At 70.1% G+C, this 22,476-nt stretch carries 22 protein-coding genes and 2 pseudogenes; 16 read left to right on the top strand and 8 right to left on the bottom strand.

All coding sequences use genetic code 11. The annotated features are described in order from the left end of the window. The first annotated feature begins 174 nt into the window (after nt 1–174). The gene (gene rpsT, locus ACZZ98_RS00710) at nt 175–435 is read left to right on the top strand and encodes a 30S ribosomal protein S20 (RefSeq protein ID WP_009775331.1); all 261 of its coding nucleotides are present in this window, start codon (nt 175–177) and stop codon (nt 433–435) included. Nucleotides 436–529: 94 nt separating this feature from the next. Here rpsT and ACZZ98_RS00705 read toward each other — a convergent pair whose 3' ends face one another. After that, complete coding sequence (locus ACZZ98_RS00705; protein ID WP_463514490.1) at nt 530–955, bottom strand: type II toxin-antitoxin system PemK/MazF family toxin; 426 nt, start codon at nt 953–955, stop codon at nt 530–532. A gap of 105 nt (nt 956–1,060) precedes the next feature. Here ACZZ98_RS00705 and lepA point away from each other — a divergent pair. The 3 genes and pseudogenes from lepA (at nt 1,061) to ACZZ98_RS00690 (ending at nt 4,012) form a co-directional block, all read left to right on the top strand. Further along, nucleotides 1,061–2,924 (top strand): annotated as a pseudogene (gene lepA / locus ACZZ98_RS00700) (translation elongation factor 4). Nucleotides 2,925–3,075: 151 nt separating this feature from the next. Next, nucleotides 3,076–3,537, top strand: a complete 462-nt coding sequence (locus tag ACZZ98_RS00695) for a hotdog fold domain-containing protein (protein ID WP_463514489.1) — start codon at nt 3,076–3,078, stop codon at nt 3,535–3,537. A 34-nt stretch (nt 3,538–3,571) separates the two neighbouring features. Next, the gene (locus tag ACZZ98_RS00690) at nt 3,572–4,012 is read left to right on the top strand and encodes a nitroreductase family deazaflavin-dependent oxidoreductase (RefSeq protein ID WP_463514488.1); all 441 of its coding nucleotides are present in this window, start codon (nt 3,572–3,574) and stop codon (nt 4,010–4,012) included. Between the two features lie 16 nt (nt 4,013–4,028). Here ACZZ98_RS00690 and ACZZ98_RS00685 read toward each other — a convergent pair whose 3' ends face one another. The 3 genes from ACZZ98_RS00685 to ACZZ98_RS00675 are packed head-to-tail and all read right to left on the bottom strand — an operon-like array spanning nt 4,029 to nt 6,367. After that, nucleotides 4,029–4,592: an NUDIX hydrolase gene (locus tag ACZZ98_RS00685; RefSeq protein ID WP_463514487.1), complete on the bottom strand. Its 564-nt coding sequence runs from the start codon at nt 4,590–4,592 to the stop codon at nt 4,029–4,031. Further along, nucleotides 4,589–5,410, bottom strand: coding sequence for a tyrosine-protein phosphatase (locus ACZZ98_RS00680; protein ID WP_463514486.1), 822 nt, complete (start codon nt 5,408–5,410; stop codon nt 4,589–4,591). Before ACZZ98_RS00680 ends, ACZZ98_RS00685 begins: the two co-directional genes overlap by 4 nt. A gap of 18 nt (nt 5,411–5,428) precedes the next feature. Continuing rightward, entirely contained in the window at nt 5,429–6,367 is a 939-nt protein-coding gene (locus ACZZ98_RS00675) for an ornithine cyclodeaminase family protein (RefSeq protein ID WP_463514485.1), read from the bottom strand. Nucleotides 6,368–6,412: 45 nt separating this feature from the next. Between ACZZ98_RS00675 and hemW the strand changes: the two genes are divergently transcribed. Then, nucleotides 6,413–7,639 carry a radical SAM family heme chaperone HemW gene (gene hemW / locus ACZZ98_RS00670; RefSeq protein WP_463514484.1) on the top strand — a complete coding sequence of 409 codons (1,227 nt, stop codon included), beginning with the start codon at nt 6,413–6,415 and terminating at the stop codon, nt 7,637–7,639. Nucleotides 7,640–7,744: 105 nt separating this feature from the next. After that, nucleotides 7,745–8,512: an SDR family oxidoreductase gene (locus tag ACZZ98_RS00665; protein ID WP_463514483.1), complete on the top strand. Its 768-nt coding sequence runs from the start codon at nt 7,745–7,747 to the stop codon at nt 8,510–8,512. A gap of 129 nt (nt 8,513–8,641) precedes the next feature. Here the strand turns inward: ACZZ98_RS00665 and ACZZ98_RS00660 are convergent, their stop codons facing one another. Beyond that, nucleotides 8,642–9,163 (bottom strand): DUF4870 domain-containing protein, encoded by a 522-nt coding sequence (locus ACZZ98_RS00660; protein ID WP_463514481.1) that lies wholly within the window; start codon nt 9,161–9,163, stop codon nt 8,642–8,644. 181 nt (nt 9,164–9,344) lie between these two features. Next, complete coding sequence (locus tag ACZZ98_RS00655; protein ID WP_463514480.1) at nt 9,345–10,217, bottom strand: DUF3097 domain-containing protein; 873 nt, start codon at nt 10,215–10,217, stop codon at nt 9,345–9,347. A 70-nt stretch (nt 10,218–10,287) separates the two neighbouring features. On the opposite strand from ACZZ98_RS00655, the gene hrcA reads away from it, so the two are divergent. The 3 genes from hrcA (at nt 10,288) to ACZZ98_RS00640 (ending at nt 13,400) form a co-directional block, all read left to right on the top strand. Next, entirely contained in the window at nt 10,288–11,319 is a 1,032-nt protein-coding gene (gene hrcA / locus ACZZ98_RS00650) for a heat-inducible transcriptional repressor HrcA (protein WP_463514479.1), read from the top strand. Between the two features lie 95 nt (nt 11,320–11,414). Beyond that, the gene (dnaJ, locus tag ACZZ98_RS00645) at nt 11,415–12,545 is read left to right on the top strand and encodes a molecular chaperone DnaJ (protein ID WP_463514478.1); all 1,131 of its coding nucleotides are present in this window, start codon (nt 11,415–11,417) and stop codon (nt 12,543–12,545) included. Nucleotides 12,546–12,656: 111 nt separating this feature from the next. After that, nucleotides 12,657–13,400 (top strand): 16S rRNA (uracil(1498)-N(3))-methyltransferase, encoded by a 744-nt coding sequence (locus ACZZ98_RS00640; protein WP_463517698.1) that lies wholly within the window; start codon nt 12,657–12,659, stop codon nt 13,398–13,400. Here ACZZ98_RS00640 and ACZZ98_RS00635 read toward each other — a convergent pair. Then, nucleotides 13,397–14,389 (bottom strand): Gmad2 immunoglobulin-like domain-containing protein, encoded by a 993-nt coding sequence (locus ACZZ98_RS00635; RefSeq protein ID WP_463514477.1) that lies wholly within the window; start codon nt 14,387–14,389, stop codon nt 13,397–13,399. The genes ACZZ98_RS00640 and ACZZ98_RS00635 overlap by 4 nt on opposite strands. Before the next feature lie 45 nt (nt 14,390–14,434). Further along, nucleotides 14,435–14,971, bottom strand: coding sequence for a SigE family RNA polymerase sigma factor (locus ACZZ98_RS00630; protein ID WP_463514476.1), 537 nt, complete (start codon nt 14,969–14,971; stop codon nt 14,435–14,437). A 50-nt stretch (nt 14,972–15,021) separates the two neighbouring features. Between ACZZ98_RS00630 and ACZZ98_RS00625 the strand changes: the two genes are divergently transcribed. The 7 genes and pseudogenes from ACZZ98_RS00625 to ACZZ98_RS00595 all read left to right on the top strand — a co-directional run bounded on the left by ACZZ98_RS00625 (nt 15,022) and on the right by ACZZ98_RS00595 (nt 22,462). Then, nucleotides 15,022–15,369 (top strand): histidine triad nucleotide-binding protein, encoded by a 348-nt coding sequence (locus tag ACZZ98_RS00625; RefSeq protein ID WP_463514475.1) that lies wholly within the window; start codon nt 15,022–15,024, stop codon nt 15,367–15,369. 25 nt (nt 15,370–15,394) lie between these two features. Further along, nucleotides 15,395–16,501 carry a PhoH family protein gene (locus ACZZ98_RS00620; RefSeq protein WP_463514474.1) on the top strand — a complete coding sequence of 369 codons (1,107 nt, stop codon included), beginning with the start codon at nt 15,395–15,397 and terminating at the stop codon, nt 16,499–16,501. Continuing rightward, a pseudogene (gene ybeY, locus ACZZ98_RS00615) lies at nt 16,498–16,966 on the top strand (rRNA maturation RNase YbeY). Before ACZZ98_RS00620 ends, ybeY begins: the two are co-directional and overlap by 4 nt. Nucleotides 16,967–17,017: 51 nt before the next feature. Further along, nucleotides 17,018–18,319, top strand: coding sequence for a hemolysin family protein (locus ACZZ98_RS00610; protein ID WP_463514473.1), 1,302 nt, complete (start codon nt 17,018–17,020; stop codon nt 18,317–18,319). Beyond that, the gene (era, locus tag ACZZ98_RS00605) at nt 18,312–19,301 is read left to right on the top strand and encodes a GTPase Era (RefSeq protein ID WP_463514472.1); all 990 of its coding nucleotides are present in this window, start codon (nt 18,312–18,314) and stop codon (nt 19,299–19,301) included. The genes ACZZ98_RS00610 and era overlap by 8 nt, the downstream gene beginning before the upstream one ends. 214 nt (nt 19,302–19,515) lie before the next feature. After that, nucleotides 19,516–21,384, top strand: coding sequence for a BCCT family transporter (locus tag ACZZ98_RS00600; RefSeq protein ID WP_463514471.1), 1,869 nt, complete (start codon nt 19,516–19,518; stop codon nt 21,382–21,384). Between the two features lie 43 nt (nt 21,385–21,427). Beyond that, on the top strand, nt 21,428–22,462 hold the full coding sequence (locus tag ACZZ98_RS00595; RefSeq protein ID WP_463514470.1) for an aspartate-semialdehyde dehydrogenase: 1,035 nt from the start codon (nt 21,428–21,430) through the stop codon (nt 22,460–22,462). The last annotated feature ends 14 nt before the right edge of the window (nt 22,463–22,476 follow it).

Here is a 22,476-nt window from a genome sequence, read left to right as displayed (position 1 = left end):
TTGCTCATCTCCGTCGGCCGCTGGTAGATTTGCTCCCTGCGTGCGCGCTCAGGTCGTGCGCGCACGTTGCTCCATCCAGAAGCGGTTCACGCAAGGGTGTCCCCACTCCCGGTCCCGAACCGCGTCTGCCGCCCTCTACGGCAATCACCGACCTCACCAGAGAGATATTTCTTCGTGGCAAACATCAAGTCCCAGCTCAAGCGCATCAAGACCAACAAGGTCGCGACCGAGCGCAACAAGGCGGTCAAGTCCGACGTCCGCACCGCTGCCCGCAAGTTCCGCGACCTCGCGGAGGCCGGCAAGGTCGACGAGGCCAAGGACGCGCTCAAGGTTGCGTCGACCAAGCTCGACAAGGCCGTCAGCAAGGGCGTGCTGCACAAGAACAACGCGGCCAACAAGAAGTCGGCCATGGCCAAGAAGGCCGCCAGCCTCTGAGCTGACGCACCAGCTGACCCGAGCCGCTCCGGCTCCACAGCGCACGAGGGCCCGTCACCACCACGGTGACGGGCCCTCGCACGTGTCGTCCGGCTCAGCTGTCGAGCGTCGGAGTCCCGTGCTCGCGGTGGGCGGTCATGACCTCGTCCCACCGCTCCCGGTCAAGCACGGCACCCTCGCGCCGGATCGTCGCCGGGTCGATGCGGACGATGCGGTTGACCCTCACCTCGGAGGGGCGCCCCTTGCTGTCCCAGCCGCCCGGCCCGACGTCGACCCAGAGGCGGCCGGCGCGGCGCTCCTGCTCGTGGTCGCGGTCGTGGTCCTTGCTCGTGAGATACATCCCCAGCACCCAGGCGCCGTCCCAGCCGAGGACGAGCACGGGTCGGTCCTTGCACTGGGCGGCGTCGTCCTCATAGGGCACACGGGCCCAGACGACCTCGCCGGCATCCGGTGCCCCGTCGGGCTCGGGACGATAGACCGGATCGAGTGGGCCGACGAAGTCTCCGGGATAGGCAGGCATGGCCCGAGGCTAGCCGCGAGCCGGACCGTCGGGGTTCGGGCAGGTGACGTAGTCGTGGGAGACTGTCCCGACTCCCGTTCCGCCACCTCGAGGACCTAACCGACTGTGTCTCCCCGTGCCCGCACCGTGCTGCAGCCGCACGCCACGCCGCCGGAGGCGATCCGCAACTTCTGCATCATCGCCCACATCGACCACGGCAAGTCGACCCTCGCCGACCGCATGCTCGGGATAACCGGCGTCGTCGACGACCGCGCTGCCCGCGCGCAGTACCTCGACCGCATGGACATCGAGCGCGAGCGCGGCATCACGATCAAGAGCCAAGCAGTGCGTATGCCGTGGGAGAGCGTGGGTGCCGACGGCACCTCCGGCAACTACATCCTCAACATGATCGACACCCCTGGCCACGTCGACTTCACCTATGAGGTCTCGCGCTCGCTCGCGGCGTCCGAGGGTGCCGTGCTCCTCGTCGACGCGGCGCAGGGGATCGAGGCCCAGACCCTCGCGAACCTCTACCTCGCGATGGAGAACGACCTCACGATCGTCCCGGTCCTGAACAAGATCGACCTCCCCGCGGCGCAGCCCGAGAAGTACGCCGAGGAGCTCGCCCGCCTCATCGGGTGCGAGCCTGACGACTGCTTCCGGGTCTCGGGCAAGACTGGCGTCGGCGTCGAGGCGCTGCTCGACGCGATCGTCACCCAGATCCCGCACCCCGTGGGCGACCCCGATGCTCCGGCGCGAGCGATGATCTTCGACTCGGTCTACGACACCTACCGCGGCGTCGTGACCTACGTGCGCGTGGTCGACGGCAACCTCAACCCCCGCGAGAAGATCATCATGATGTCCACGCGGGCGACGCACGAGCTCCTCGAGATCGGTGTCATCAGCCCGGAGCCGGTGCCCGGCAAGGGCCTCGGGGTCGGCGAGGTCGGCTACCTCATCACCGGCGTCAAGGACGTGCGCCAGTCGCGCGTCGGTGACACGGTGACCAACGAGCGCAAGCCTGCCGACCAGGACCTCGGCGGCTACCGGGACCCCAAGCCCATGGTCTTCTCCGGGCTCTTCCCGATCGACGGCTCGGACTACCCGCTCCTGCGGGACGCTCTCGACCGGCTGAAGCTCAACGACGCCGCCCTGGTCTACGAGCCGGAGACGTCGGTCGCGCTGGGCTTCGGCTTCCGCTGCGGGTTCCTCGGTCTGCTCCACCTCGAGATCGTCCGCGAGCGCCTCGAGCGCGAGTTCGACCTCGACCTCATCTCGACCCAGCCCAACGTCATCTACGACGTCACGATGGACGACGGCTCGGTCATCGTGGTGACGAACCCGAGCGAGTTCCCCTACGGCAAGGTCGCCGAGGTGCGCGAACCCGTCGTCAAGGCGACGATCCTCGCGCCGAGCGAGTTCATCGGCGCGATCATGGAGCTCTGCCAGGGCAAGCGTGGCCAGCTGCAGGGGATGGACTACCTCTCCGAGGACCGAGTGGAGCTGCGCTACACCGTGCCCCTGGCCGAGGTCGTCTTCGACTTCTTCGACCAGCTGAAGTCGCGCACCCGCGGCTACGCGTCGCTGGACTACCAGGAGGCCGGTGACCAGGTCGCCGACCTCGTCAAGGTCGACATCCTGCTCCAGGGCGAGAATGTCGACGCGTTCAGCTCGGTCGTCCACAAGGACAAGGCCTACGCCTACGGCAACATGATGGCCGGCAAGCTGGAGGCCCATCCCGCGCCAGCAGTTCGAGGTGCCGATCCAGGCCGCCATCGGTGCCAGGGTCATCGCCCGAGAGAACATCCGCGCCATCCGCAAGGACGTCCTCGCCAAGTGCTACGGCGGTGACATCAGCCGCAAGCGCAAGCTGCTCGAGAAGCAGAAGGCCGGCAAGAAGCGGATGAAGAACATCGGCACCGTCGAGGTCCCGCCCGAGGCCTTCATCGCCGCCCTGTCCTCCGACGACGGCGACACCAAGAAGAAGTAGCCCGCCCCCCTGAGCCGTGCGTTTCTCACCCAATTCCCCCGTTTCACACCCGTGTGAAACGGGGGAATTGGGTGAGAAGCCCACGCGACAGCTCGGGTGAGGGACGCCACGAGCGGTGGGCGGACGGCATACCGGGCAGTAACATTGCGGTATGCCGGACACCTTCGCCTTGTACCGCAAGCTCACCTCGCTGCCCTTGGGCAAGCAGGCCTTCTCCTTCCTCTTCGCGCAGAAGGCGCCCTACTTCTGGACCGTGCGGCCCCAGGTCCGTGAGGTGCGCCCGCACCACGCCGCGCTCGTCATCAGGAAGCGGCGCGCGGTCCAGAACCACATCGGGACGGTGCACGCGATCGCCGTGTGCAACGGCCTCGAGGCGGCGATGGGGCTGCTCGCGGAGGCGACGACGCCCCAGGACCGGCGCTGGATCCCCAAGGGGATGGAGGTCGCCTACACCGCGAAGTCGACGACCGACCTGCTCTGCACCGCCGACACCGACCCGGCCGACTGGGACCAGCCCGGTGATGTGAAGGTGCGCGTCAGGGCCATCCGCGAGGACGGCACACCCGTCGTCGAGGGCGTCATCACGATCTATGTGAGCGAGAAGAAGAAGTAGCGAATAGTTCGGTCGAGTGTGGTGTTGTGGTGGCATGACCATCACCGGCACATACGTCCCGAGCCCCAGCGAGTGGGTCCGCCAGCAGGTCGAGACCATCGAGGAGACCGGCACCACCCGCTCCGTCGACATCATGGGCCTGCAGGTGGTGCTGCTCACCATGAACGGCGTCACCGGCACCGTCCGCAAGGTCCCGCTCATGCGGGTCGAGCACGACGGTGTGTATGCCGCCGTGGCCAGCAAGGGTGGGGCGCCCGAGCACCCCAAGTGGTACGCGAACCTGCGCAAGAACCCGGTCCTCGAGGTCCAGGACGGCGACCGGACGTGGGTGGCGAAGGCCCGTGAGCTGGAGGGCGCCGAGCGCGACGAGTGGTGGGAGCGGTGCGTCGAGGCGTTCCCGAACTACGCCGAGTACCAGCGCAACACCGAGCGGCTCATCCCGGTCTTCGCGCTCGAGCCGTACGACCCGAGCTGACGCCGACGGTTCGCGCTCATCCCGGCGCGACCGTCGACTCGTCCACTTGACCGAGGTCCAAGACCTCGGCAGGGGCGGTGCCGTCGGCAGCCACGTGGTCCCAGAGCCGCAGGATGTCGCGCGGCCAGATGTCCTCGTCGGTGACCTCGAGCTCGGACCGGGTCCACCAGTGGTGTGCGGTCATCGTCGCGATCTCGACCTCGGTGTGACCATCGGTCGAGACCTCGAACGGTGCGCAGCGCACGAACCAGAACAGCTCGTCCTGGGTCGTCACGACGTCGCTGTAGCCGTGCACGACGACTCGTTCGGCGAGTGGGCCGACGAGGTCGGACTCGGCGATGGAAAGGCCCGTCTCCTCGGCGACCTCACGCACGGCCGCCTCGAGGTCGCTCTCCCCGGGGTCGACGCCGCCGCCCGGAGTGATCCAGAACGTCGGCGTGGGGACGATGCCCGGGTCGCTGTCACCGAAGAGGAGCAGGCGGTCGTCGGTGTTGACGAGCAGGACCCGCATCGCCCGTCTGCGGTTGCGAGGCCGCTCGTCCGGAGCAGGAGCGGACAGCACCGGGTGGGCCGTGGTCACGACGTGAGCCGCTGACGCAGCCGGTCGATGTCTGCGTCCGTCCAGCCCTGGTCGCGCAGCCATCCGTGGGCGCCACCGAACTCGTCCCGCACCGTGTCCAGGATGGTGCGCATGGTCTCGGGGCGGGGCCGCTGGTCGTCGACGCTCTGCTGGCGCAGGGCGGTGCCATAGAGGTCTCTGGGCATGAGGCGGGCGATGATCCGCTCGATGCGTTCGCCGGTGAGGGCGTAGTCCTCGATGATCGCGTCGTGGGGGACCCCGGCCGCGTCGAGCGCGAGAGCGACCACCGTGCCCGTGCGGTCCTTGCCTGCGGCGCAGTGGATGACGGTGGCACCGGTGCTGCGAGAGACGACATCGAGGGCGGCGGAGATCGAGTCGGGGCGGGTCGCGAGATAACCGAGGTAGTGCTCGGACCAGAACTGGGCATCGCGGGTCGGGCGCTGGGAGTGCTCGGGCATCGCGAGGGCCTGCTCGGCCGTGACCGCCCGGCCGTCGCCGAAGAGCGAGTGGTGGTGGTGGGTGAGGGACTCGACCGCCCAGAGCGGGCCCGGCCCCTCGGTGCTCACCTCGGTGTCGCTGCGCAGGTCCACGATGTCGCTCACGCCGAGGACGTCGACGACCTCGCGGACGTCGGCTTCGCTGAGGTCCTGGAGGTTGTCCGAGCGCAGCAGCCGGCGCGGCTGGATCGTGCCGCCGTCGCGCGTCGGGAGCCCGCCCGAGTCACGCATGTTGACGACGCCCTCGAGGTGGATCCACCGGTCGGTCGCGGGCCCGTCCGGGAGCGCGTCAGGGGTCGGGTGCTCGCTCGGGTCGGTCACCTCGCCATCGTAGGTGGATCACAGGGCGACGAACTGACCTGCGCCTGTCGCCTCGGCCCGGTCGGCGACGGCGCTCGCCACCACGAGGTCGCTGATGCCGGTGCCGAGGTTCTGGACGACCAGCCGACCGTCGGGGCGGGGCGCGTGGAGGAGGTGCCCCGTCCACGCCGTGGGCGTCGGGTAACCGTCGAGCTTGCCCCGCACTGCCCGCACCGCCGCGAACTGCGGGAGGTGATCGGCTGCCAGGACGGCGCTGTCGGCGAGGTCGGCGCCCACCGAGCTCGCGTAGTCGATGGGCAGGAGGAGGGCGTCCTCGCGCGGCCAGGTCAGCGGGATGGCCATGTCGGTGAGCCCGATCGACAGCCCGGTGATGACGACGGCCTTGTCGCGGACTGCTGCCTCCCGCGACGGACAGGCCACGACGCGTATGCCGGGTGCGACCGCTTCCGTCTCCCGTGCCAGGGCGTCCATCGCCTCACGGCGGCGCGCCCAGACATGGACCTCGGTGTGCCCCAGGGCCTCGAGGACGCGGAGGTGGGAACGAGCCTGGAGGCCGGCCCCGAGGTAGGCGATGGGGCCGTCGTCATTTGCGAGGGCGCGCACACAGGCGCCCGTCACGGCGGCTGTCCGGATGGCCGTGAGCTCATGCGCCGGCAGCAGGGCGAGAGGCACACCGGTGGTCCCGTCATTGACGAGCATGACGCCGCTGGCCGACGGCAGACCGCGGACGGGGTTGTCCGGCACGATGCTGATCCACTTGCAGCCCAGCAGGTTTCGCTCGGGATAGGCCGCAGGCATGGCGTTGGCGAACATGCCGGGCGAGGTCCGCACAGTGGGCTTGGGCGGGACGTCTGCGCGGCCCTCCGCCAGGGCGCAGAGCGCGTCTGCGACGAGGTCGACCACCTCGACCAGGGGCGGGAGGCAGGCGCGGACGTCGTCGTCGGTGAGGATGCGCACGAGCGCCAACCTACGGGGAGGCGCGGGGATGGGAGGATCTGCAGCATGCCCCGCCTGCCCGATGGAGACCCTGCCCCGGACTCGGGGGAGCTGCCGGCCGGGGCGCTGGAGTCGCTCGGCAGGCGCCCGTTCGGCATCTACCTGCACGTCCCGTTCTGCCGGGTCCGCTGCGGCTACTGCGACTTCAACACCTACACGCTCACCGAGCTCGGGCCGGGCGCCAGCACGTCGACGTTCATCGACACGACCCTGGCCGAGCTCGACCTCGCGCAGGCCCTGCTCGGGGAGTCGGCCCCGCCCGTCGACACGATCTTCGTCGGTGGTGGAACGCCGACGATGCTTGCCGCAGCCGATCTCGTGAAGGCCGTGGACGGCATACGGCAACGTTTTGGGTTGGCTGACGACGTCGAGGTGACGACCGAGGCCAACCCCGACTCGGTCACTCCGGACTCGCTGCGCGAGCTCGCCGACGGCGGGTTCACGCGCATCTCGCTCGGCATGCAGTCGGCCGTCCCGCACGTCCTCGCGACGCTGGACCGGACCCATGACCCCGCCGGTGTGGAGAAGGCGGTTCGCGCTGCGCAGGATGCCGGGATGGTGACGAGCGTCGACCTCATCTACGGCACGCCGGGGGAGTCGATCGACGACTGGCGACGCAGCCTCGACCAGGCGATCTCCCTCGAGTCAGAGCACGTCTCGGCCTATGCGCTCGTCGTCGAGGAGGGGACCAAGCTGGCTGCCCAGGTGCGTCGTGGTGAGGTCGCGCGGCCCGATGACGACGACGAGGCGACGAAGTACGAGATCGCCGACGAGGTGCTCTCTGCCGCCGGCTTCGACTGGTACGAGGTGAGCAACTGGACGCGGACCCCGGCCGGTCGGTGCCGGCACAACGACGGCTACTGGACCGGCGGCGACTGGTGGGGCGTGGGTCCCGGTGCCCACAGCCACGTCGGCGGCGTGCGTTGGTGGAACGTCAAGCACCCCAGGGCGTATGCCGGCCGGCTGGCCGAGCGCCTGTCACCTGCTGCTGGGCGCGAGACGTTGACTGCGGAGCAGGTCCGCGACGAGCAGGTGCTGCTGCAGGTGCGGGTGTGTGACGGCCTCGGGGTCGATGACCTCGACGAGGTCGGTCGACTCGCTGTCGCAGGGCTCGTCGCCGACGGGCTGGTGGACGGGACGGCGGCAGTGCGCGACCGCCGGGTGGTGCTGACGTTGAGGGGCAGGCTCCTCGCCGACACCGTGGTGCGCCGTCTCCTCGGCGTCGACTCCTGAGTCCGTGACTCCCCCAGGGCGGGCGCGGATCCGGCGCCGTGCCGCGGATCGCTCCGCGCCCCCGCGCCGGATCCGCGCCCGACTCGCGGCCCTAGGGTGGCGCCCATGACTGCCACGAACCTGCGCCGGCTCGAGGGCCGCACCGCCATCGTCACCGGCGCCAGCCGCGGGATCGGCCTCGCCATCGCCGAGCGCCTCATCTCGGAGGGCGCACGCGTGTGCGTCACCGCACGCAAGCAGGAAGCGCTCGACGCGGCCGTCGCTGCCCTGGGGGGTCCCGACGTCGCCATGGCCGTCGCTGGAGGGGCGGACGACCCAGCCCACCAGGACGAGGTACTGGCCATGGTGGCCGACACGTTCGGCCCGGTCGACCTGCTCGTCAACAACACCGGGATCAACCCGGCATACGGACGGCTCGTCGACCTCGACCTCGACGCGGCCCGCAAGATCGTCGAGGTCAACTGCATCGCCGCGCTCTCCTGGATCCAGAAGGCTGTCGCCGGTGGTCTGGAGGAGCGCGGGGGCGCGATCGTCAACGTCTCCTCGGTGGCGGGCGTGCGCCCGGCGCCGGGCATCGGGTTCTATGGCGCGAGCAAGGCGATGCTGACCCACCTCACCGAGGAGCTCGCCGTCGAGCTGGGGCCGACGGTGCGGGTCAACGCCGTCGCCCCGGCGGTGGTGAAGACGCGGTTCGCCACGGCGCTCTACGAGGGCCGCGAGGAGAAGGTGGCCGCGGGCTACCCGCTCGGTCGGCTGGGCGTGCCCGAGGACATCGCCGGCGTCGTGGCGTTCCTGCTGTCGGACGACGCGGCCTGGATGACCGGCCAGCTCGTCGTCGTCGACGGTGGCCTGCTCCTCAATGGCGGCGTCTGACCGCTCCAGCCCGTCGGTGCCGGCCTCCTCGCACATCGCGATGGGCGCTCAGTCGGGACTTCGTCCCGAACGCACCCATCGCGATGTGTGGCGGAGCCGGTCAGTGTGGGCTCGTGCCCTGTCAGCGACTCACTTGACGAACTGCGGGGTCAGCGGCGGCGACCACTGCTGGCCCTCGTTGGCGCGCATGGCTCCGATGACGTGGAGCACGAACGCGAAGGCCAGGGCGAGGAAGTAGGTCGCGAAGCCCACGAGGAGCAGCATCAACGGGAACGAGACGAGCAGGAAGATCCCGGTGATGATCTGGATGTTGAGCGAGTTCGCTGCGTGCTGGCGCACGAAGTCACCCCGGTCCTTGTACATCACGTAGATGACGAGCGACCCGACGAAGCCGAGGAGCCCGGCGCTCAGCACCATGGCGATGAGCGGGATGAGGTGGGCGAACATGCCCCACTGGCGCTGCTGGGCCGGGTCGAGGACCTGCGGCTGGGCGTGGGCCACGGGCTGGCCGGGGTACGCCTGGCCGGAAGCGGGCTGCTGGTAGGGCTGTTGGTAGGGCTGCTGCGGGGGAGGCGGAGGCTGCTCGCCGTGGGAAGGCGGGAGCTGGCGCGGGTCGTGGCCCTGCGGGACTTCGGGGTGCGGGGTGGTCATGGTGTCCTCCTTCAGGGGACGGGATGCTGTCACCCAGTCAAACCCCTTCCGAACCCGGTTCATCCCCACTTCGGGGTGAGATCAGGGAGAGGTCAGGGGTGACCCTGCTGCGGAGGGCGGGCCGAGGTCACCGCTCTACCTGGGCCGGCATACCCGGGTTGGTCGCAGGGAACTGCGTCCCTCAGGGCGCGGTGACGAAGTCGATGAGCTCCTCGACCCGGCCCAGCAGCGAGGGCTCCAGGTCGGCATAGGAGCGCACCGTGCCGAGGATCTGCTTCCAGGCACGGGCGATGTCGGCCTGCTCCGCGTGGGGCCAGCCGAGGTGGGCGCAGATGCCGTGCTTCCACGACGTGCCGCGCGGGATCACCGGCCACTGCTCCATGCCGAGGCGCTCTGGGCGGACTGACTGCCACACGTCGACGTGCGGGTGGCCGACGATGAGGACGTGCGGCGCGAAGGGCTTGAGTCGCGAGGCCGCGTCGACGACGCGGGTCTCCTTGGTGCCCGGGACGAGGTGGTCGACGAGCACACCCATACGTCTGCCCGGCCCCGGGGCGAAGTCACGGATCGCGGCCTCGAGGTCATCGACGCCGTCGAGCATCTCGACGACGACACCCTCGACGCGCAGGTCGTGGCCCCAGACCTTCTCGACCAGCTCGGCGTCGTGTCGGCCCTCGACGAAGATCCGGGACGCGCTCGCGACCCGGGCCGGGGCGTTCGTCACGGCGCGTGAGCCGCTCGCCGTGCGTGAGGCGGTGGCGCGGGCGGCCGTGAGCCTCGCGTCGGCGGCGGTGGACGGCCTGGTGAGCGTGACCGGCGAACCGTCGACGTGAAACCCCGGTCCGAGCGGGAAGGCCTTGGTCCGGCCGCGACGGTCCTCGAGGTGGACGACGTGGATGCCTCCGGCCTTCTCCACGCGGACCACTGCGCCCACCCAGCCGGTCTCGACGTCCTCCACGACGACACCTAGCTCGGCGGCGAGGGGGACGGACCGGCCACCGCGAGGGGCCTTCCAGTCGCCGGAGAGCACGTCCCGGCCGTAGCGATCAGTCACCTGCGCGAGGGTAGACGTAGAATTGGCACTCACCAAGGATGAGTGCCAGTGAGGACGGAAGGTGTCGGTCATGAGTGATGAACGTCGGCTCGCGGTGCTGCGCGCCATCGTCCAGGACTACGTCGAGACGTCCGAGCCCGTCGGCTCCAAGGCGCTGCTCGAGCGTCACCGGTTGGGCGTCTCGGCGGCCACGGTGCGCAACGACATGGCGGCGCTCGAGGAGGACGGCCTCATCGCAGCTCCGCACACGAGCGCCGGACGCATCCCGACGGACGCGGGCTACCGCTTCTTCGTCGACCGTCTCAGCGGGGTCAAGCCGCTGAGCGGTGCCGAGAAGCGCGCCATCAGCACCCTGCTCGACGGTGCCATCGACCTCGACGACGTCGTCGACCGCACCGTGCGGCTCCTCGCCTCGCTGACCCGCCAGGTCGCGGTGGTCCAGTACCCGTCGCTCACCCGTTCGTCGGTCCGGCACATCGAGCTCGTCCCGATCGGCGGCTCCCGTCTGCTCGTCGTGCTCATCACGACGACGGGACGGGTCGAGCAGCGCGTCCTCGAGACGGGCATGGACCTTACCGAGCCCGCGGCCGAGCGCATGCTCGCGTCGCTGCGGTCCGACGTCAACGGTGCCACGGTCGGCAAGACGCTCGCCGACGCGGCCGGTGGACTCGGTGAGCTGCCGACCCAGGTCGACCCGGGCGCCCGGGGTCTGCTCGCTGCCATCGCGGCCGAGCTGACCGAGGTCCTCGTCGAGCAGCGCGAGGAGAGGGTCGTCATGGCCGGCGCCTCCCACCTCGTGCGGGCCGGAGAGGACTTCCCCACCTCGATCGGGCCGGTCCTCGAGGCACTCGAGGAGCACGTCGTCCTCCTCAAGCTCCTCGGCACCGTGACCGAGCAGGGAGACGCGGTCGCCGTGCGCATCGGAGCCGAGAACCCGTATGCCGGGTTGCAGTCGACCTCGCTCGTCACCTCCGGCTACGGCGCGGGGAGTGACCTCGTGGCCGGGCTCGGCGTCGTCGGTCCGACGCGCATGGACTACCCGACGACCATGGCGGCCGTCCGAGCCGTCGCCACCTATGTCAGCCGCATCCTCGCCGACTGAGCACCGACCGACCACTCACGACCACTGCCTGACCGCCTGCTTGCCCCAACCCGACACGTGACCCCACCAGCCCCCAGCGAAGGACGTCCACCGAAGTGAACGACTACTACGCCGACCTCGGCGTGGCCCGCGACGCAACCGCCGACGACATCAAGAAGGCCTACCGCCGCGCAGCCCGCAAGCTCCACCCCGACGTGAACCCCGGCCCCGAGGCCGAAGAGCAGTTCAAGAAGGTCTCGCAGGCCTATGACGTGCTCTCCGATGCCGAGAAGAGGCGCAACTTCGACATGGGGGCCGACCCGTATGCCGGCGCTGCCGCCGGCTTCGGGCAGGGCTTCTCGTTCAGCGACGTCATGGACGCGTTCTTCGGGCAGGGGGCCGGTCAGGGCCAGGGGCAGGGACCGCGATCACGCCAGGCCCGTGGCCAGGACGCCCTCGTCCGTCTCGACCTCGACCTCGTCGACGCGGTCTTCGGCGCCGAGAAGGAGCTCGTCGTCGACACGGCCGTGGGGTGCTCCACGTGCCACGGCGCAGGCACCCAACCGGGCACCGGCACCCGCACGTGCGACGTGTGCCGCGGGCAGGGCTCGATCCAGCAGGTGCAGCGCAGCTTCCTCGGCCAGGTGATGACGTCTCGCCCCTGCGTGAACTGCCAGGCGACCGGTCAGGTCATCGAGGCACCGTGCTACGAGTGCTCCGGCGACGGACGCGTGCGCACCCGCCGCAGCCTGACGATCCGCGTTCCCGCCGGCGTCGACACGGGCACGCGCATCCAGCTCGCGGGCGAGGGTGAGGTCGGCCCCGGCGCCGGTCCTGCCGGAGACCTCTACGTCGAGGTGGCCGTGCGCCGCGACAAGCGCTTCCAGCGCCAGGGCGATGACCTCCACGCCACGCTCGAGCTCCCGATGACCGCAGCCGCACTGGGCGCCACCGTGCCGTTCGAGACCTTCGACGGCGTGAGCGACCTCGAGGTCCACCCCGGCATCCAGTCCGGCGAACAGATCCTCCTGCGTGGCCTGGGCGTCACCCACCTGCGTGGGTCCGGACGCGGCGACATCATCATCCACGCCATGGTCCAGACGCCGACCCGGCTCAGCCACGAGCAGGAGGGCCTGCTCCGCGAGCTGGCCCGGCTCCGTGACGAGGAGAAGCCGACCGGTCGCATCGCCAACCCCACCGAGGGTTCGCTCTTCGGCAAGCTCCGCGACGCCTTCAAGGCCCGCTGATCCCATGTCCTGCACGCCTCCGAATGGCATGTGGCAAGGCACGCTCAGTTGCTCCTTCGTCGCAAACGCGTGCCTTGCCACATGCCACTCGTCGGTCGACGGGGTGGCGGTGTGACCCTGCACCTCTATCTCGTGGCTCCGGGCTCGCTCGACGCGACTCGGGCTGGGGATGTCGTCGTGCTCGACGGGGCCGAGGGGCGGCATGCGGCGACGGTCAAGCGGACCCAGCCCGGCGAGGGCATCCGGCTGTCCGACGGCGCCGGTCGGGTGGTGACCGGTGTGGTCGAGTCGGCCGGGCGTGACCGCCTCACCGTGCGCGCCGACGCGGTCGACGACGTGCCCGAGCCGAGCCCTCGACTCGTCCTCGTGCAGGCACTGGCCAAGGGCGACCGTGACGACCAGGCGATCGAGGCCGCGACCGAGCTGGGGGTCGACGAGGTCGTCCCGTGGCAGGCCAGCCGCAGCATCGTCCAGTGGCGGGGCGACAGGGGCGCCAAGGCGTGGGCCAAGTGGGACGCCGTCCTCGCCGCCGCGACCAAGCAGTCCCGTCGACCCCGACGACCCGTGCTCTCACCGGCGGCCACCACCCCTGCAGTGGCGGTGCGGATCGCGGCCGGTGCCACGGCATACGTCCTCCACGAGGACGCGGACGAGCCGCTGGCCACCCTGACCCTTCCAGGCGAGGGCGACGTGCTCGTCGTCGTTGGACCCGAGGGCGGCATCGCACCGGACGAGCTCGACGCCTTCCGGGAGGCGGGCGCCCACGTCGTCCGGCTGGGCGACACGGTCCTTCGCTCGTCCAGCGCCGGACCGGCAGCGCTCGCGGTGCTCAGCGCCGCGTCCCGCTGGCGCTAGCCGACGGTGAAGGTCACGAGTCTCTCGGCGACCGCCTGCTGACCGTCCTCCGCCGAGGACACGAACGTGCGGATGGTCCACGTACCGGCGTCGAGGCGCCCGAGGTCGATGGTGAAGGTCCCTCGTGAGGGCGCGCCGATCGATGCCGTGACGAAGCCGTCCCGCACGGTCGTCGTGCCACGCCGCAGCTCCCACTCGACGTTGGCCTCGAAGGCGACCGCCTGACCCCGGACACTCACCGCCCTGGCCAGCGGCAGGGTGGCACCGGGAGAGGGGTCGTCGATCCAGATGTCGCACAGCGCTTCTGGCGGGGTGGCCGCTCTGGTGAAGAGGGTGGACGACTCGAGGTGCCCGAGCAGCTCTCCCCCGTTCACCGACCGGATCGACACCGGCAGGTCACCGCGACCGACGGCACCCTGTGCCGTCCACACCAGCGACGAGACGGCCAGCCGGGCCCGCTCGGCATCCGGTGCGCGGTCGCCGGATGCGCTGAGCCGCAACGTGATGACGTCGTCCGACACCAGGGCCCGGTCCAGGGTCACCCCTTGCCAGAGCTCGGATCGTCGCAGGGACTCGCCGACGGCTGCGGTGACGCGGGCGGACTCAGAGGCGCTCGCACCGATCCCGGACGTCCAGAACTCCCGGACGAGGCCGGGCCGGTTGTCGGTGCCGCCGTTGGTGCCGACGCGATAGATGCCCAGGGCAGCACCGGCGAGGGTGGGCGGCGTCGAGGCGGTCGACGGTGAGAAGGACGGCGCCGGGGGCGTCGGTGAGGTGAGCGACGGGGGACCGGCGGGCTGGCCCGGAGGCCGCTCGGGTGCCGGTCCTGCTGCCCACACGACGCCGGCGACCGCTGCTGCCGCGGCGGCCACCCCCAGACCGGTGACCCAACGGCTCCGGACGGGAGACGGCGCCGGCTCGGACGCCTCTCGCAGGATCTCGTCGAGGCGGTCGGCGGGCCGGATGCCCCGGGCCCGTGCGGCAAGCACCTCCCGGAGCTTCCCGCTCGGTGTCGGACGGATCCAGCTGGGTCGTCATCGCTCCTCCATCTGGGTGCGCAGGGCGGCGAGGCCCCGGTGGGCGTGGGCCTTGACCGATCCGGGTGCGATGCCGAGGGCGTCGGCGATCTGGGCCTCGCTGAGGTCGAGGTAGTAGCGCAGGACGAGCACCTCCCGCTGCCGGGCGGGCAGGCGCTGCAGGCGAGCGAAGAGCTCGGCAGCCCGGTTCGCCGACATCGCCTCGTCCTCGGCGCTCGCCACCCGCAGGCGGGTGCCCACCCGGGTGGAGTCGAGATAGCGCTGCTGGACCTTGTGGTGACGGAGCGCCGAGCGCGCACCGTTGACGACGCTCTGACGCAGGTATGCCGCACCGCGCCCTTCGCGGACGTCGTCCCACTTGCGATGGAGTGAGACGAAGGCGTCCTGCGCGATCTCCTCGGCGAGGAGGTCGTCGTGCACGAAGAGCCAGGCGAGCCGGACCATGGGGCGCCAGTGGACGGCATACAGGCTCGACACGCCGTCATCGGCTGCCGCGCGCGCTGCTGCGTCACGTCGTGTGCCCACGAGGGTCATTGTCACGGTGGTAGGACGCGTGGGTGGCGCGATCGGTTTACTGTCGGAGCATGTCTTCTGCCGACTGCCTGTTCTGCAAGTTCGTCTCGCGCGACGTCGAACCGGACGTCGTGGGGGAGACCGAGCACAGCCTCGCCTTCCGCGACATCAACCCGCAGGCACCTACGCACGTCCTCGTCGTCCCCAAGCGGCACGTCGCCAACGCCGGTGAGCTGGCCGAGGCCTCGGCCGACGAGCTCGCCGACGTGGTGCTCCTCGCGCGGTCGGTTGCGGAGTCGGAGGGGCTGGGCGGCGACTACCGCCTCGTCCTCAACACGGGCGCCGGGGCGGGGCAGAGCGTCTTCCATGCGCACCTGCACCTGCTGGGTGGTCGGGCAATGGAATGGCCCCCCGGCTGAACCAAACCGTAGACTCAGGGGTGACATGACAGACGCACCCCACCCGTCCACGCCCACCGAGGCGTCGGCGCATCTCCCCGTCCACACGGTCACCATCCCCGCCGAGGTGCAGATGGTGGCGCTCCTCGGGCCGAGGGACGAGCTGCTCCGCACGATCGAGCGCCTGTTCCCGCTCACCGCCATCCACGTCCGCGGCAACGAGTTCCACATCTCCGGCCCGAGTGCGGAGGTGGCCCTCGTCGAGCGCGTCATCGACGAGCTGCTGGCCGTGATCGCGGGCGACCAGCCGCTCAACCGCGACGCCGTCGAACGCTCCGTCGGCATGCTGCGCGCACAGACGAGCGAGCGCCCCGCCGACGTCCTCACGATGAACATCGTGAGTTCCCGAGGTCGCACCATCCGGCCCAAGACCTTGGGGCAGAAGCGCTACGTCGACGCGATCGACGAGCACACCATCACCTTCGGCATCGGTCCGGCCGGCACGGGCAAGACCTACCTCGCGATGGCCAAGGCGGTGGCCGCGCTCCAGGCCAAGCAGGTCAACCGGATCATCCTCACCCGTCCTGCCGTCGAGGCGGGGGAGCGGCTGGGCTTCCTCCCGGGCACGCTCAACGACAAGATCGACCCCTACCTGCGCCCGCTCTACGACGCGCTGCACGACATGGTCGACCCCGACTCGATTCCTCGCCTCATGGCGGCCGGGACGATCGAGGTCGCGCCCCTCGCCTTCATGCGAGGTCGCTCGATCAACGACTCGTTCGTCATCCTCGACGAGGCGCAGAACACGACGCCGGAGCAGATGAAGATGTTCCTCACTCGTCTCGGGTTCGGCTCCAAGATGGTCGTGACCGGTGACATCACGCAGGTCGACCTCCCCGGCGGCACGACGAGCGGTCTGCGCATCGTGCGCGACATCCTGACCGACCTCGAGGACATCCACTTCGCCGAGCTCACGGCCCTCGACGTCGTGCGCCACCGCCTCGTGGGTGAGATCGTCAACGCCTACGGCCGCTGGGACGCCGACCAGGAGGGACGCTCGACCCACACCCGCTCACGCCGCGGACCCCGACCGGCCGACCGCTCCGACCGCGTCGACCACGCCGACCGTGCGGATCGGGACGGAGACGCGTGAGCATCGACGTCCTCAACGAGACCGAGTTCGCGCTCGACGAGCTCGAGCTCGTCGCGTGCGCCCGATACGTCCTGGCTGAGATGAAGGTCCACCCGCAGGCGGACCTCTGCCTGCGCCTCGTGGACGAGGCAGCGATGGAGACCTTGCACGTCCAGTGGATGGACCTGCCCGGACCGACCGACGTCATGCAGCTTCCCCATGGACGAGCTGCGTCCGGGCAGCGACGACGACGACCTCGAGGAGGGCGTGCTCGGTGACATCGTCCTCTGCCCGAGCGTCGCCGAGAAGCAGGCCGCCGAGGCGGGTCACGCCACCGAGGAGGAGCTGCTCCTCCTCACGACCCACGGAATCCTCCACCTGCTCGGCTACGACCACGCCGAGCCGGAGGAAGAGCGAGAGATGTTCGAGCTGCAGCGCCAGCTCCTCCTCACCTTCCTCGCGACGAGGGGTCGACACGGTGCCTGACCCAGCCAGTCCCGACGCCCGCTCGGCGTCGGGAACCCCGGCGGTGGCCCCATGACCAGGCTCGTCGTCATCAGCGTCCTCGGGCTCGTCCTCGCCTTCGCGCTGTCAGCCGCAGAGGCCGCCCTCTCGAGGATGTCGCGAGTGCGAGCGCAGGAGCTGCACGACGACGGACGGGCCGGCTCGCAGGCTCTGGCCGTGGTCGTCGCCGACAGCGCGGCATACCTGTCGGTCCTGTCGTTCGTGCGGGTCATCGCCGAGATGACCACGGCGGTCCTCGTCACCGTGGCGGTCCACCGTGTCGTCGACGGCTCCTGGACGCCGCTGCTCACCGCGATCGCGATCATGGCCGTCGTGTCCTTCGCCCTGGTCGGGGTGTCGCCGCGCACGCTCGGCGGGCAGAACGCCACCCAGGTGTCCCTCCTCGCGGCCCCCGTGGCGATCTGGCTGCGCCGCCTGCTCGGTCCGCTCTCCCGACTGCTCGTCCAGTTCGCCAACGCGGTCACCCCGGGCCGCGGCTATCGCGACGGGCCGTTCGACAGCGAGTCCGAGCTGCGAGACCTCGTCGACATGGCCGGCGAGTCCTCGCTCATCGAGGCCGGCGAGCGCCAGATGATCCACTCCGTCTTCGAGCTCGGCGACACCCTCGCCCGCGAGGTCATGGTCCCTCGCACGGACATGGTGACGATCGGCTCCGACCGTGAGGCTCGCAAGGCGATGAACCTCTTCCTCCGCAGCGGCTACTCGCGCATCCCCGTGACGGGCGAGGACTCGGACGACGTGCTCGGCCTCCTCTACTTCAAGGACGTGGTGCGCCGGATCACCGCCGACCCGGCCAGTGCCAGGGCGCCGGTCGTCGACCTCATGCGACCGATGCCGTTCATCCCGGAGTCCAAGCCCGTCGATGCCCTGCTCCGCGAGATGCAGCGTGACCAGACCCACTTCGCGCTCGTGGTCGACGAGTGGGGAGGCACGGCGGGTCTGGTGACGATCGAGGACATCATCGAGGAGATCGTGGGTGAGATCGCCGACGAGTACGACCGCGAGACACCGGACCTCGAACAGCTCTCGGAGGGACGCTGGCGGGTCGACGCGACGATGGACATCGACGACCTCGCCGACGAGCTCGGCGTGACGATCGAGGAGGACGAGGTCGACACCGTCGGAGGACTCATCGGCAAGACCATCGGGCGCGTCCCCATCCTGGGCTCCACCTGCGAGGTGGCCGGGCTGCGCCTCACCGCCGAGCGCATGGCCGGGCGCCGGCACCGCATCGCCACCGTCATCGTCGAGCGCGTCACGGCAGCCGACCGCGAGATGATGCATCCAGCCGAGACCGGGAGTTCCCATGAGTGAAGACGCGAGCGCCGAGTCCGGCGACACCAGCCGTCGCGGCGACGCCACCCAGGCCAGCGACACCCCCCAGCCGGGATACGTCGCCGGCTTCGCCTGTCTCATCGGTCGCCCGAACGCCGGCAAGTCCACCTTGACCAACGCCCTCGTCGGCGAGAAGGTCGCCATCACGTCGAGCAAGCCCCAGACGACGCGCCACACGATCCGCGGCATCGTGACGTCCCCGACGAGCCAGATCGTCCTCGTCGACACGCCGGGGCTGCACAAGCCGCGCACCCTCCTGGGGGAGCGGCTCAACGACCTCGTGCGCGAGACGCTGCTCAACGTCGACGTCGTCGGCTTCTGCCTCCCGGCCGACCAACGCATCGGCCCGGGCGACCAGTGGATCGCCCGGGAGCTGGCCGAGCTGCGGCAGGCCAAGCGCACGCCGATCATCGCCCTGGCCACGAAGTCCGACAAGGTCGACCGTCAGCGCCTGGCCGAGCACCTCATCTCCATCGACCAGCTCGGCGAGTGGTCCGAGATCGTGCCGTGCTCGGCGACGAGGGGTGACCAGGTCGACACCGTGGCCTCGGTCATCGCCAAGCACCTCCCGCCGTCCCCGGGACCGCTCTACCCGGACGACGTCCTCACCGACGAGCCGCACGCGATCATGATCGCCGAGCTGGTGCGCGAGGCCGCCCTCGAAGGCGTGCGCGACGAGCTGCCGCACTCGCTGGCCGTCGTCGTCGAGGAGATGCTGCCGCGCGAGGACCGGCCCGAGGGCAAGCCGATGATGGACGTGCGCGTCAACGTCTTCGTGGAGCGGTCGTCGCAGAAGGCGATCATCATCGGCCGCGGAGGCTCGCGGTTGCGTGAGGTCGGGACCAACGCCCGCGTCGGCATCGAGAAGCTCCTCGGCCAGCGCGTCCATCTCGACCTCCACGTCAAGGTCGCCAAGGACTGGCAGCGCGACCCCAAACAGCTGCAACGACTGGGTTTCTGACGCCGCGAGGGTGCGCACACCCGGCATACCCGGGTGGTGTGTGGCACGGGTCGCGCAAGGCGACGAGAAGGGCCTTCGCGTGCCCTCGTCAGTTTGTCATCGCGGGCTGCGTTCGGCATGGTGGGCCGCTTGCACGAACCGAGACCGAGCGGCAGCGGAGCCGCGTACGCGACTGACGAGAACAAAGAAGGAGCGGCGTCCGCGCCGATCACCAGTGAACCTGAAACTCACGAACTCCGGCCCCACAGCCCCGGCGGACGCCGCAGGGGAGCGCGAGGTCCTCGACGGACCGCTCCTCGAGGACGGCCCCCACCCCGCTCTCGACCACACCGTCGAGGAGCACCGGGCAGACGCCCCGCAGAAGCTCGACACGGTCGTCTTCGGTGTCACCGCGGTCATCGCGATCGGCTTCGTGCTGTGGGGCTTCGTCAGCACAGAGACCCTCGGGTCCGCCTCGGACAGCGGCCTGTCGTGGGTCGTCCACAACATGGGGTGGCTCTTCTCACTCGTGGCCTCCGGCTTCGTGCTCTTCGTCATCTGGCTCGCGGCCGGCAAGTTCGGCCGCATCCCGCTCGGACGTGACGACGAGCAGCCCGAGTTCAGGACCATCTCGTGGATCGCTATGATGTTCTCCGCGGGCATGGGCATCGGCCTGATGTTCTACGGCGTCTCCGAGCCCGTGGCCCACTTCACCGAGCCGCCCCCCGGCACCGGTGCGGTCGGCAACCCCGAGGCGGTCCAGACCGCGATGGCGACGACCCTGTTCCACTGGACGCTCCACCCGTGGGCGATCTATGCGGTCGTGGGTCTGGCGGTGGCCTACGGCGTCTTCCGTCGCGGTCGTTCGCTGCTCATCAGTTCGGCCTTCGCTCCGCTCATCGGCGAACGCCGGGCCAACGGCCCGGTCGGTCGCGTCATCGACATCCTCGCCATCTTCGCCACGCTCTTCGGATCCGCCGCATCGCTCGGACTCGGCGCCCTGCAGATCGGCTCCGGCCTCGAGCTCGTCGCGGGCATCGGCCGGGCCGGCAACGGTGTCCTCGTCGCGATCATCACGGTGCTCACCCTGTGCTTCATCCTGTCGGCGGTCTCGGGTGTCTCCAAGGGCATCCAGTGGCTCTCGAACACCAACATGGTGCTGGCCCTCGTGCTCGCCGTCTTCGTCCTCGTCGTCGGCCCGACGGTCTTCATCCTCAACCTCGTCCCGACCGCCGTGGGGTCCTACTTCCAGGACCTCGCGATGATGTCGGCGCGCACCGACGCCGCCGGTGGCGACGCCATGCAGACGTGGCTCTCGGGGTGGACGATCTTCTACTGGGCCTGGTGGGTCTCGTGGACGCCGTTCGTCGGCATGTTCATCGCCCGGATCTCGCGCGGCCGCACCATCCGCCAGTTCGTCACCGGCGTGCTGCTCGTCCCCAGCCTGGTCTCGCTCGTGTGGTTCGCCGTCTTCGGTGGGGCCGGCATCGCGACCCAGCGGGGCGGGACCGACCTCGCCGGCGCAGACACGCCCGAGGCGACCCTGTTCAGCATGCTCGGGACGATGCCGCTGTCGACGCTCACCTCGGTCGTCGTCATGCTGCTCGTCGCGATCTTCTTCGTCTCCGGGGCCGATGCGGCGTCGATCGTCATGGGCACGCTGTCGGAGCGAGGCACTCTCTCCCCGAGCCGTCCGACGGTGATCTTCTGGGGAGCGGCCACCGGCGCCGTCGCTGCCGTGATGCTCGTCGTGGGTGGTGAGGACGCCCTGTCCGGTCTGCAGAACATCACGATCGTCGCGGCCCTGCCCTTCCTCCTCATCATGGTCGGTCTGGCGGTCGCCCTCGTGCGGGACCTCTCCAGCGACCCGCTCGTCGTCCGCCGGGCGTATGCCGTTGCCGCCGTCGAGCAGGCCATCGTCGCGGGAGTGACGCAGCACGGTGACGACTTCACCCTCACCTACGAGGAGGCCGCCCCGGGTGAGGGTGTCGGCGACCTCGTCACCCTCGCCAGTCCGAACGCCACGGCTGACGAGAGCGTCCACCGCGAGAAGAACGACGGGGACCGGCACGAGGACAAGGTGCTCACCGCGCCCACGTCCTGATCGCCTGAAGCACCCCGACTCGCATGGCTCCTAGACTGGGTCCATGCGAGTCGGTGTCTTCGGTGCGACCGGTCAGGTCGGCAATGTCATGCGCGCTCTCCTCGTCGAGCGGGACTTCCCGGTCGAGGAGATGCGCTACTTCGCGTCCGCCCGGTCAGCCGGGACGACGCTTCCGTGGAAGGACGGTGAGGTCACCGTCGAGGACACGGCGACCGCCGACTTCTCGGGCCTCGACATCGCCCTTTTCTCCAACGGTGGCTCGACGTCCAAGGAGTGGGCGCCGCGCGTCGCTGCCGCCGGCGCCGTCGTCGTCGACAACTCCTCGGCCTGGCGCCGTGATCCCGACGTCCCTCTCGTCGTCGCCGAGGTCAACCCCCACGACCTCGACACGATCCCCAAGGGCATCGTCGCCAACCCCAACTGCACGACGATGGCCGCGATGCCGGCCCTCAAGCCGCTGCACGACGTGGCCGGGCTCGTCGCCCTGCGGGTCGCTTCCTACCAGGCCGTCTCCGGCTCCGGTGGCAAGGGAGTCCAGGAGCTGGACGGTCAGCTGCGCGGTGGGTATGCCGCAGGCGCGCCGGCCGCCCTTGCCCTCGACGGTCGTGCGGTCACCCTGCCCGAACCGAACGTGTATGCCGTGCCCGTCGGCTTCAACGTCATCCCGCTCGCGGGGTCGATCGTCGACGACGGTTCGCTCGAGACCGACGAGGAGCAGAAGCTCCGTCACGAGTCGCGCAAGATCCTGCACATCCCCGAGCTCCGGGTCTCGGGCACGTGTGTGCGGGTGCCGGTCTTCACCGGCCACTCGCTGGCCATCCACGCCGAGTTCGCCGACCACATCACGCCCGAGCACGCGCTCGAGCTGCTCGGCAAGGCGCCCGGCGTCATCGTCACGGACGTCCCGAACCCGCTCGAGGCAGCCGGCCGCGACGAGGTGTTCGTCGGACGCGTGCGCGTCGACCAGGCTGCTCCGGCTGGCAGGGGGCTGACGCTCTTCGTCGTCGGTGACAACCTGCGCAAGGGGGCTGCCCTCAACGCCGTCCAGGTGGCCGAGGAATTGCTCGCTCGCCGCTGACCCGCTTCAGAGCG

The sequence above is a fragment of the Knoellia sp. AC549 genome (assembly GCF_979258975.1).
The sequence above is the reverse complement of the archived record's forward strand: the minus strand, read 5'-3'. Positions and strand labels throughout refer to the sequence as shown.

Coding starts and splice junctions, on each gene's coding strand:
- ACZZ98_RS00705 (WP_463514490.1), bottom strand. CDS start 955: ATGCCTGCCTATCCCGGAGACTTCGTCGGCCCACTCGATCCGGTCTAT.
- ACZZ98_RS00695 (WP_463514489.1), top strand. CDS start 3,076: ATGCCGGACACCTTCGCCTTGTACCGCAAGCTCACCTCGCTGCCCTTG.
- ACZZ98_RS00690 (WP_463514488.1), top strand. CDS start 3,572: ATGACCATCACCGGCACATACGTCCCGAGCCCCAGCGAGTGGGTCCGC.
- hemW (WP_463514484.1), top strand. CDS start 6,413: ATGCCCCGCCTGCCCGATGGAGACCCTGCCCCGGACTCGGGGGAGCTG.
- ACZZ98_RS00665 (WP_463514483.1), top strand. CDS start 7,745: ATGACTGCCACGAACCTGCGCCGGCTCGAGGGCCGCACCGCCATCGTC.
- ACZZ98_RS00660 (WP_463514481.1), bottom strand. CDS start 9,163: ATGACCACCCCGCACCCCGAAGTCCCGCAGGGCCACGACCCGCGCCAG.
- hrcA (WP_463514479.1), top strand. CDS start 10,288: ATGAGTGATGAACGTCGGCTCGCGGTGCTGCGCGCCATCGTCCAGGAC.
- ACZZ98_RS00630 (WP_463514476.1), bottom strand. CDS start 14,971: ATGACCCTCGTGGGCACACGACGTGACGCAGCAGCGCGCGCGGCAGCC.
- ACZZ98_RS00625 (WP_463514475.1), top strand. CDS start 15,022: ATGTCTTCTGCCGACTGCCTGTTCTGCAAGTTCGTCTCGCGCGACGTC.
- ACZZ98_RS00620 (WP_463514474.1), top strand. CDS start 15,395: ATGACAGACGCACCCCACCCGTCCACGCCCACCGAGGCGTCGGCGCAT.
- ACZZ98_RS00610 (WP_463514473.1), top strand. CDS start 17,018: ATGACCAGGCTCGTCGTCATCAGCGTCCTCGGGCTCGTCCTCGCCTTC.
- era (WP_463514472.1), top strand. CDS start 18,312: ATGAGTGAAGACGCGAGCGCCGAGTCCGGCGACACCAGCCGTCGCGGC.
- ACZZ98_RS00595 (WP_463514470.1), top strand. CDS start 21,428: ATGCGAGTCGGTGTCTTCGGTGCGACCGGTCAGGTCGGCAATGTCATG.